This window comes from Nocardia sp. NPDC004722 (assembly GCF_053601505.1).
Genome location: NZ_JBSGBY010000300.1, coordinates 1 through 10,240, shown reverse-complemented (window position 1 = coordinate 10,240; position 10,240 = coordinate 1). Strand labels below are relative to the sequence as shown.

Below are 10,240 nucleotides of genomic sequence, written 5' to 3'. Positions count from 1 at the left end.
CCACCGCGATCCGGCCTACCTCGCGGATCTGATCATCGAGACCGGTGTCACCACTGCGCACTTCGTGCCGTCGATGATGTCGGTCTTCGTCGCCGAGGAGAAGGCCGCCGAATGCACCTCGTTGCACCAGGTGTTCGCCTCCGGTGAGGCGCTGCCCGCGCTGACCGCGCAGAAGCTGCGCGAGCTGACCGGTGCCCGGGTGCACAACCTGTACGGGCCCACCGAGGCCGCGGTCGACGTTACCTATCACGAGGTGGACGATGCCGACACCGTCTCGGTGCCGATCGGTGCGCCGGTGTTCAACACCCGTGTGTACGTGCTGGATTCGCGTCTGCACCCGGTCGCGCCGGGTGTCGCGGGTGAGCTCTACCTGTCGGGCGCGCAGCTGGCGCGCGGCTACGTCGCGCGCCCCGAGCTGACCGCCGATCGCTTCGTCGCGGACCCGTTCGCCGCCGGCGAGCGCATGTATCGCACCGGTGACCTGGTGAAGTGGACCGGTCGCGGTGAGCTGGAGTACTTGGGCCGCACCGACTTCCAGGTCAAGCTGCGTGGTCTGCGCATCGAGCTGGGCGAGATCGAGGCCGCGCTGACCGCCACGGGCACAGGCATCGCCCAGTCGGTGGTCGTGGTTCGCAGCGACGAGCGGCTCGGCGAACAGCTGGTCGGCTACGTCATCCCGGCCGCCGGTCACAGCGTCGATATCGACGCCGTGCGCGCCGAACTGCACGACGGCCTGCCCGGCTACATGGTGCCGACCGCGTTCGTGGTGCTGGACGCCTTCCCGCTCAATGCCTCCGGCAAGCTCGATCGCAAGCAGCTGCCCGCGCCGGTGTTCGAGGCCAAGGTGTTCCGCGCCCCGTCCACCCCGATCGAGGAGATCGTGGCCGGTGTGTTCGCCGATGTCCTCGGTGTCGGCCGGGTCGGCATGGACGACGACTTCTTCGAGCTCGGCGGCAATTCGCTGATCGCCACCCAGGTCACCGCCCGCCTCGGTACGGCCCTGGACACCCAACTCGCGGTGCGCGATCTGTTCGAGGCGTCCACAGTCGCAGCATTGGCTGCCCGCGTTGAACGCAGTGCCGGATCCGGGGCGCGCCCGCGCCTGGTCGCCGGGGAACGCCCCGAGTTCATGCCGTTGGCTCCGGCGCAGCAGCGCTACTGGTTCCTCAACCAGTACGACCCCAGCATTTCAGCGGTCGACAACATACCGGCGGCGGTCAGATTCACCGGTGGACTCGACCGGGGTGCTCTCGAGCAGGCCATCGGCGATGTCGTCTCCCGGCACGAGGTGCTGCGCACGATCTACCCCCAGACGGCCGAAGGGCCGCACCAGGTGATCCTGCCCGTCTCGCAGGTAGACGTGTCGCTGCCCGTGGAAGATGTGACCGAGACCGAACTGCTCGGCAAGGTCATCGAATTCATCATGACTACCTTCGATGTCACCGTCGAGGTGCCACTGGCCGTCAAGCTCTTCCGCGTCACCGACGGCGAGAACACCGAGCACGTCTTGGCTTTCACGGTGCACCACATCTCCGCGGACGGTGCGTCCATGGTCCCGATGGCTCGGGATGTGATGGCCGCCTACCTCGCCCGGGCGAACGGTGACGCTCCGCAGTGGGCTCCCTTGGCGGTCCAGTATGTGGATTACGCTCTGTGGCAGCGTGCGGTATTGGGGTCCGAGGACGATCCGGAATCACTGGCCGCCAAGCAGCTCGCGTACTGGACTCGCACCCTGGCGGGTCTGCCCGATCAGCTGGAGCTGCCCGCTGACCGGCCGAGAACAGGTCAGCGCCGATCGCACGCGGCGAAGTCCGTTCAGGGCAGGGCCCTGCGCTTCGACGTCGACGCCGAGCGCCACGCCAAGCTGCACGAGCTGGCGCGCGCCAACAACGCGTCGCTGTTCATGGTCGTGCACGCCGCGCTCGCGGTGCTGCTGGCCCGGCTCTCGGGCACCGAGGACATCGCGGTCGGCACCCCGATCGCGGGCCGCGGTGAGCGTGAACTCGATGATCTGATCGGCATGTTCGTGAACACCCTGGTGTTCCGCACGCGGGTCGACGCCGGTGCGAGCTTCGCCCAGCTGCTCTCCGAGGTTCGCGAACGCGACCTCGAAGCGTTCGCGAATGCCGACGTGCCGTTCGAGCGGCTCGTCGAGGTGCTCAACCCGGTGCGCTCCGCCGGGCGCAACCCGCTGTTCCAGGTGGGCCTGTCGTTCCAGAACCTGGCCAAGGCGGCCTTCGAACTACCTGGCCTGCACGTGGCTCCGGTCGAATTCGATGTGCAACTGGCCAAGACCGACCTGCAGGTCACGGTCGCCGATATGTACGCCGAGGACGGTAGCCCGGCGGAGATCGGCATCGAATTCGCCTATGCCACCGACTTGTTCGACGAATCGACCGTGCGGTCGTTCATCGACAGGTTCGCGCGGGTGCTCGATGCCATCATCACCGATGCTTCCAGCGCTGTCGGTGAGATCGACCTGCTCGACGCGGGTGAGCGTGCCCGGACACTGGTGGATCTCAACGACACCCGGCGCGCGATCGAACCCGGGCTGCTGCTCGACGGTTATCGCCGCGCGGTGGCGGAATTCCCGACACGGGTGGCGATTTCGTTCGAGGGCCGGCAACTCACCTATGCCGAGTTCGATGCTCGGGTGAACCAGGTGGCGCGCCTGCTCATCGCACAGGGAGTCGGCGCCGAGTCGTTGGTGGGCTTGGCGATGCGTCGCTCATTGGATCTCGTGGTCGGCATGTACGCGATCGTGACGGCGGGCGGTGCCTGGGTGGCATTGGATCCCGATCACCCGGCCGAACGCATCGCCTACATTCTCGAGACCGCACAACCGGCGTGCGTATTGACCACAACCGCTGATGCGGTCGCATTGCCCGACGAGATCCAGGCACTGCACTTGGATACGGTTGCGCTCGACGAGTTCTCGGTCGAACCGGTGGCGGATGCGGAGTTGCGGAGACCGGTGCGCCCGGACAATCCGGCCTACGTGATCTTCACCTCGGGCTCGACGGGCCGACCGAAGGGCGTGACGATCTCTCACGGTGCGATCCACAACCAGACCACCTGGATGCTCGCGCAGTACCCGATGGGCCCGCACGACGTCTATCTCCAGAAAACGGCCACGACGTTCGACCTGTCGCTGTGGGGCTACTTCCTGCCGTTGCGCGCCGGTGCGACACTGGTGGTCGCGATGCCTGATGGCCACCGCGATTTCGACTACATCGCTGAAACGATTGCCGAACAGGGTGTTACGGTCACGGACTTCGTGCCGTCCATGTTGTCGGTCTTCGCCGCGCACGCCCGGCCGGGTTCGATGCCGACTCTGCGCAGGGTGTTCGTGATCGGTGAGGCATTGCCACCGAAGACGGTCGACGCGGTCATGGCTCTGGGCCCGGACATCGACGTGCACAACCTCTACGGTCCGACCGAGGCGACGGTGTCGATCACCCATTGGTCTGCCGAGGGCGGCGACATTCAGACCGTCCCGATCGGATTGCCGCAATGGAACAGCCGCGTATACGTGCTGGATGCACGCCTGGGACCGGTCCCCGCCGGAGTGCCGGGTGAGCTGTATCTGGCTGGTGATCAGCTGGCTCGCGGTTATGCGGGACGGCCGGACCTGACCTCGGATCGTTTCGTGGCAAACCCGTTCGAGCCGGGTAAGCGCATGTACCGCACCGGTGATCTCGTGGTGTGGCGTACCGGGCCGGACCGCCTCGAGTACATCGGCCGCACCGATTTCCAAGTGAAATTCCGAGGACAGCGCATCGAACTCGGCGAGATCGAAACCGCGCTTCTGGCCCAGCCTGCCGTCAGCCAGGCGGTCGCGGTGGTGGTGCCGAACGCCCTGGGCGATCAGATGGTGGCTTACGTCGTGCCCGCCCCGGGCCACACCACCGACCAGCAGCAACTGCTCGCGGCGATGGCCAGGGCGCTACCGGCTTACATGGTTCCGGGCGCGATTGTCACGCTGGATGCCTTCCCGCTCAACGCCAGTGGCAAGCTCGACCGGAAGGCGCTACCCGAACCGGTTTTCGCTCCCCGCGAGTTTCGGGAGCCGGTGGGCGCGGCTGAAATTGCCGTCGCCGAAGTTTTCGCCACCGTACTCGGCGTGGAGAGTATCGGCGCAGACGATGACTTCTTCGCACTCGGCGGCAACTCGCTGCTGGCGACCCAGTTGGCCGCACGTATCGGTGCGGCCCTCGATACCCGGGTGCCGGTCCGCGCCGTGTTCGAGGCGTCGACCGTCGCGGGCTTGGCTGCCAACATCGGGCAGCACGCCAGAGCGGGAGACCGCAAGGCGCTCACCGCCGTCGAACGACCCGACAACATCCCGCTGGCACTCGCCCAGCAGCGCATGTGGTTCCTCAACCAGTTCGACACCGCCTCCACCGCTTACAACGTGCCCGCCGCGGTGCGCCTGACCGGGGTGATGAACGAGGACGCGTTGCGTGCCGCGATCGCGGATGTGGTTGCCCGCCACGAGATTCTGCGGACCATCTACCCGCAGACCGAGGACGGGCCGGTGCAGGTCATCCTGCCTCTCGCACAGGCCGTGCCCGAGCTGCAGGTGCATACCGTAACCGCCGACGAAGTCGTGGGCGCGGTGATCGAGGTAATCTCCACCTCCTTCGATGTCACCGTCGAGGTCCCGATCAAAATGGCGCTGTTCAAGATCGAGGGCACCGAAACTGCTCCGGCGGCCCCCGTAGTCGAGTCGGAGGCGGCCTCTCACGCGGCGGCCTACACCTTCGACTTCGCCGATATCGCGCCCACCGGGCAGTACCCGGTGGTGGACCCGAACGCCCCGGTGAGCGCGGAATACGTACTCGCCCTGGTGATCCACCACATCTCCGGTGACGGTTCCTCGGTGGCCCCGCTGACCCGCGACCTGATGACCGCCTACGCGGCGCGTTCCATCAAGCAGAAGCCGGGCTGGCAGCCGCTGGCGGTGCAGTACGCCGACTACTCCATCTGGCAGCGCGAACTGCTCGGTGACGAGAGCGATCCGGAATCCCTCGCCGCCAAGCAGGTCGCCTACTGGCGCAACGCCCTTGCCGGGCTGCCCGATCAGCTGGATCTCCCGGCCGACCGGCCGCGTCCGGCCGTGCAGTCCTTCGCGGGCGGCAAGATCGATGTCCGCATCGACGCCGAATTGCACAGTGGCCTGGTGGAATTGGCGCGCGCCGAGGGCGCGACGCTGTTCATGGTCGTGCACACCGCGCTCGCGGTGCTGCTGTCGCGGCTGTCGGGTTCCGACGACATCGCCATCGGCACCCCGATGGCCGGTCGTGGCGAGGCCGTGCTCGACGACCTGATCGGTATGTTCGTCAACACGCTGGTGTTCCGCACCACTGTGGAGGCGGGGGAGTCGTTCGCGGCGCTGCTGGGACGTCAGCGCGAGACCGACATCCAGGCGTACGCCAACGCCGACGTGCCGTTCGAGCGGCTCGTCGAGGTGCTCAACCCGGCCCGCTCCACCGCACGGCACCCGCTGTTCCAGGTGGGCCTGTCCTTCCAGAACCTGACCCGCTCCACCCTGGAACTGCCCGGGTTGAGCGTGTCCGGGCTGGATGTGGACACCGAGCTGTCGCAGTTCGACCTGCACCTCATCGTCTCCGACCTCTACGGCGAAGACGGTGCGGCCCAGGGCATCACGGGCATCCTGACCTATGCCACGGATATCTTCGACCGCGAGACGGTGGACGGGTTCGCGGAACGCTTCGTGCACCTGCTGCGGGCCATCGTGGCCGCGCCGCGCACCAACGTCGGCGCGATCGAACTGCTGGCTCCGGCCGAGCGGACCGAGATCCTCGAGGCGCGCAACGAGACCGCGCACCCGGTGGATTCGAACGCCACGCTGGTGTCGATGCTCAACGCGACGGTGCTGGCCAAGCCGACCGCCATCGCGCTCATCGGACCCGACGGGCAGACGCTGACCTACGCCGAACTCGGCGCGCGGGTCAATCAGTTGGCCCGTGAGCTCATCGCGCGCGGCATCGGCACCGAAGACCGAGTGGCGCTGGCCATCCGCCGTTCGGTCGAACTCGTGGTCGCCATGTACGCGGTGTCGGTCGCCGGTGCGGCATACCTGCCGGTGGATCCGGATCAGCCGGCCGAGCGGGTGGGTTACATCCTGGAGACCGCCGCACCCGCCGCCGTGCTCACCACCGTGCGCGACGGCTTCGAGCAGCCTGACCCCCGCCACCCCGTCAGGTTGTCGGACCCCCGCGACCCGGGCGAGCTGTCCAACTCGGGCCATCCCGGCGCACCGTCCGACTCCGGGCAATCCGGCACGCTTGTCGGCCGCTACGCACAAGACGCAGCATTGGATTGCGGCCACGACCACGCCGGATCGCGGGAGCTGATGCCGAAAGTCGTGTGCATCGACGAGCTAGAGCTGTCCGGCCACTCGACCGAGCCGGTCACCGCAGTCGAGCGGGTGCGCGAACTGACCGCTGCCAACACCGCGTATGTCATCTTCACGTCCGGTTCGACGGGTCGGCCGAAGGGTGTGGCGTTGCCGCACAACGCGATCGCCAACCAGTTGCAGTGGAAGACCGCTGAATTCGGGTTGGGCGCGGATGACGCGGTGCTGCTCAAGACCGCTGCGACCTTCGACTTGTCGGTGTGGGAGTTCTGGTCGGCCGCTGTATCCGGTGGCCGTCTGGTCATCGCGTCCGCTGACGGGCACCGGGATCCGGCGTACCTCAACGAGCTGATGGCTCGCGAGCGGGTGACCACGCTGCACGTGGTGCCGTCGATGCTGGACTCGCTGCTCACCGAAGCCGAAGGCACACTGAATGATTCACTGCGGCGTGTGCTGGCGATCGGTGAGGCGTTGCCCGCGTCGGTGGCGCAGCGCTTCCGCGCAGGAAACCCTGACGCGCAGCTGTTCAACCTCTACGGCCCGACCGAGGCGGCGGTGTCCATCACGAGCCATCTGGTCACCGACGCCGACGCCGGTGCGGTGTCCATCGGTGTGCCGGAATGGAACTCGCAGGCCTACGTGCTCGACGCGCGTCTGAACCCGGTTCCCGACGGTGTGTCCGGTGAGCTGTACCTCGCCGGTGCGCAGTTGGCGCGTGGCTACTTCGCGCGACCGGATCTGACCGCTGATCGTTTCGTGGCCAACCCGTTCGCGGTCGGCGAGCGCATGTACCGCACCGGTGACCTGGTCGCCTGGAACGACGGCGAACTCGATTACCGGGGCCGCACCGATTTCCAGGTGAAGATCCGTGGTTTCCGTATCGAGCTCGGTGAGATCGAAGCCGCGCTGCTGGCGTTGGCCGAGGTCGCGCAGACCGCCGTCATCGCCAAGCAGGACGCCCGTACCGGCGACCGGCTGGTCGCCTACCTGGTGCCGTCCGGCTCGGGTGTGGATGTGCCGTTGGTGAAGTCGGCGCTGAGCTCGGCGCTGCCGTCGTACATGGTGCCGTCGGCGTTCGTGGTCCTGGACGCCCTGCCGCTCAATGTGAACGGCAAGCTGGACCGCAAGGCGCTGCCGGAGCCCGAGTTCGAGACCACCACCTACCGTGCACCATCCACCCCGATCGAGCGATCCATCGCGGAGGTATTCACCGATGTCCTCGGTGTCGATCGGTTGGGCGCGGACGACTCGTTCTTCGCGCTCGGCGGTGACTCGATCCTGTCGATTCAGCTGGTCTCTCGGGCGAAGGCGCGCGGCATCGTGTTCTCCCCGCGTGATGTGTTCGAACAGCGGACTGTCGCGGGGCTGGCCGAGGTCGCCAAGCTGGGCGGGGACACCACGGCGCAGCAGCTGGTGGAGCTGCCGGGCGGTGGCGTCGGCAATATCCCGCTGACGCCGATCATGCACGCGATGCTGTCGAACAACCCTTCCTACGAACGGTTCTCGCAGTCCATGCCGCTGCGGCTGCCGGAGGGGATCACGCGCGACGTGTTGGTCGGTGCCATCTCGGCGTTGTTCGACCACCACGATGTGCTGCGGTCGCGTCTGCGCGGAAACCCTTCGGAGGGCCTTGAATATGTTGCGCTGCCGAAGGGTGCCGTCGATGTCGACGCGCTGGTGCATCGGGTCGAGCTGGCCGGGGACGTCTCCGACGAGGAGCTGACCCGGGTCGGCAGCATCGAATTCGATGCCGCGCTCGGACGACTGGATCCGGCGAACGCGGCCGTGGTGCAGTTCGTCTGGTTCGCCTTCGCCCCCGAGGGTTCCGACGAGGCACGCGTGCGCCGCGATGTGCTGCTGATCGTCGCGCACCAGATGGTGGTCGACGGTGCGTCCTGGCGCATCCTGATTTCGGATCTAGGTCTGGCATGGTCGCAGGTGGCGTTCGAGCAGCGGATCGCGCTGCCCGAGACCGGCACCTCGATGCGGCGCTGGGCGCATGCCTTGGTCGAGGAGTCGCGTAGTGAGGCGCGGGTCGCGCAACTGCCGTTCTGGCAGCGGGTTACCGAGACTCCGGATCCGCTGCTCGGGTCACGGGCCTTCGACCCGGCCGTCGATACCTTCGCAACCGTCGAGCGCATCGAGATCACCGTCCCGGCGAAGGTCACCGAAGCAGTGCTTACCGCGGTACCCAACCTCTACCGCGGCGATGTCAGCCATGGCCTTCTGACGGCGCTGTCCATGGCCGTGGCGAGCTGGCGCGGGCAGGCCACCCTCGGCTCGACGTTGATCAGGATCGAAGACTCCGTCCGCGAAGAGGAAGTTGTTCTGGGCGCGGATCTTTCGCGCACGGTCGGCTGGTTCAGTACGGCGTTCCCGGTGCGACTGGATCTGCCGGGCGTCGACCTCGCCGATGCGTTCGCGGGCGGAAAAGCCCTGGGCGACATCGTGAAGTCGGTCAAGGAGCAGTTGCTGGCCCTGCCCGACAAGGGTCTGGGCTGGGGTCTGCTGCGCTACCTCAACGACGAAACCGGCTCGCAGCTGCGGGATGTCGGCCAGATCAGCTTCAACTACCTGGGCCGCATGTCCGCCGGCGAGGTGCCCGAGGGCATGGCCGAACTCGGCTGGGTGCCCGTCGACGACCTGGGTCGCTTCGATGGCGACATGCCCGCTGACGCTACCCTCGACGTCAACACCATCGTCACCGACGGTGAGGACGGTCCGCAGCTGGGTGCGGCTTTCTCCTTCCCGCGCGGGCTGCTCGAGGCCGAACGGGTACAGGAGCTCGCGGATCTGTTCGTGGCGGCGCTGACCGCGCTGGCCGAGCACGCCAAGCGGCCCGAGGCCGGTGGTCTCACACCGTCGGACCTGCCACTGGTGCACGTCGCACAATCCGACATCGAGGTGTGGGAGCGCAATTACCCCGCGCTGTCGGATGTGTGGACGCTCTCGCCGCTACAGTCCGGACTGGTATTCCACTCGCTGCTCACCCAGAACACGGTGGACGTCTACACCATTCAGACCGCGCTCGATTTGAGCGGTGCGGTGGATGTGGATCGGTTGCGGCTGGCCGCGCAGGCCATCCTGGACCGGTACCCGAGCCTGCGGACCGCGTTCGTCACCGACTCCGACGGACGACCCCATCAACTGGTACTCGAACGCATCGAGGTGCCGTTCCGGGTCATCGATCTTTCGGCGATGGATCTGCCCGCATCCGACCGCGTTTCCCGCCTGCGCGAGCTCACCGATCAGGACCGAGCGGACCAATTTGATCTGTCCGCACCCCCGCTGATGCGATTCACCATGTTCAAGCTGGCCGAAGACCAATGGCACCTGGTGATCACGACTCACCACATCCTGGTGGACGGCTGGTCGATGCCGCTGCTCATGCAGGATCTACTGGTTCTGTACGCGATGCACGGTGACGCGTCGGTGCTGCCTCCCGTGCCGTCGTTCCGCGACTACCTGGCCTGGCTGGCCGGGCGGGACCGCGACGAATCGCTCGCGGCGTGGCAGCGCGCCCTGGCCGGGGTCAGCGAGCCCACCCAGCTCGCGCCCGCCACTGGACGCGCCGAGAACTACGAAATCGGCCGCTACACACTGGAAATCGACCCCGGCCGCAGCCGCGCGCTCAACAAGCGCGCCGGGGAACTCAACGTCACGCTCAACACGCTGGTCCAGACCTCCTGGGCAGTGCTCATCGGACGCCTCACCGGGCGCAGCGACGTGGTGTTCGGCGCGACCGTGTCCGGTCGCCCCGGCGATGGCTTTCTCCTTGTCCGCGGCGGTGGCGTTCGGATTGCCGAGCGCGCAGTTGGCCGGATCCTCGAACCCCGGGATTCCGGCCGCCGCCAGCGC

General features: G+C 67.2%; 1 protein-coding gene. It reads left to right on the top strand.

The annotated features are described in order from the left end of the window. Nucleotides 1–10,240: amino acid adenylation domain-containing protein (locus ACWELQ_RS26280; protein WP_452399717.1), on the top strand; the 10,240-nt coding region annotated here is incomplete at both ends.